At 61.1% G+C, this 1,216-nt stretch carries 1 pseudogene; it reads right to left on the bottom strand.

The features are described 5' to 3' along the window. Window positions 1-74 precede the first annotated feature (74 nt). A pseudogene (locus SPHV1_RS14805) lies at window positions 75-1,216 on the bottom strand (IS3 family transposase); the annotation flags it as partial.

Raw genomic sequence — 1,216 nt, 5'->3', positions numbered from 1 at the left:
TGTCCGTCGTCGAGACATTTGGCACAGATCGGGGCGTGGATTAGCGGAGAGCGAGCCTCGTCTGGGGGTTGATGTTAGGCGGCGAGCTTGCGGTGAAGCAAGCGGCGATATTCGATGGTTTTTTGCTTGATGGTTTCGCGACGCTTGATGATAGCGGGAGCCCTGCCGAAGTAGGCGTCAGCGGGCGTCACGTTGTTCAGGCTCTCGTGGTAGCGCTGGTGATTGTAGTGCTCCACGAACGCTTCGATCTGGGCTTCGAGGTCGCCGGGCAGGAAGTAATGTTCCAACAGGATGCGATTCTTCAAGGTCTGGTGCCAGCGCTCGATCTTGCCCTGCGTTTGCGGATGCAACGGGGCGCCACGGACGTGACTCATCTGCTGGGCCTCGATGTACTCGGCGAGTTCGCCCGCGATGTAACTGGGGCCGTTGTCGGATAGTAGCCGGGGCTTGTGCAGGACCGTGGCGCTGTCGCAGCCCGATGCCTTGAGGGCCAAGTCCAGCGTGTCAGTGACGTCCTCGGCGCGCATGTTGGTGCACAGTTTCCAGGCAATGATGTAGCGCGAGTAGTCGTCGAGCACGGTCGACAGGTACATCCAGCCCCACCCGATGATCTTGAAGTAGGTGAAGTCGGTTTGCCACATCTCATTCGGCCGGGTGGTCTTCGTGTGGAACTGGTCAGCGGCCTTGATCACGGTATAGGCTGGACTGGTGATCAGGTCATGGGCCTTCAACAGGCGGTAAACCGTGGCTTCCGACACGAAATAGCGCTTCTCGTCGGTGAAGCGCACCGCCAGTTCGCGAGGGGAAAGCTCGGTCGCCTCGAGCGCCATCTCGACGATCTGCGCGCGGATATCCTCGGTGATGCGGTTCCACACCCGGCTCGGCGCCGAGGGGCGATCCTCCAGGGCTTCAGGACCGCCCTCAAGGAAGCGGTCATACCAGCGGTAGAACGTCCGGCGAGGAATACCCAGCTTGTCCAGAGTGTGCTTGGCCGGCAGGTGCGACTGCTCGACGATCCTGATAATCTCCAGCTTTTCTGCGGCGGGGTACCTCATTCGTCGTCGCCCCCATCCGCGATCATGCTTTTTTTGAGCAGGCGGTTTTCCAACGTCAGGTCAGCAACGCATTCCTTCAGGGCACGGGCTTCACGGCGCAGATCCTGCACCTCGCCCGTGGTCGCAGAACGGGCGGTATCGCCCGCGAGCCGGCGTTTGCC

Origin of the sequence: Novosphingobium sp. KN65.2 (genome assembly GCF_001368935.1) — a bacterium.
GTDB lineage: Bacteria > Pseudomonadota > Alphaproteobacteria > Sphingomonadales > Sphingomonadaceae > Novosphingobium > Novosphingobium mathurense.
Note: the sequence above shows the minus strand (reverse complement) of the source record. Positions and strands in the feature narration are given on the sequence as shown.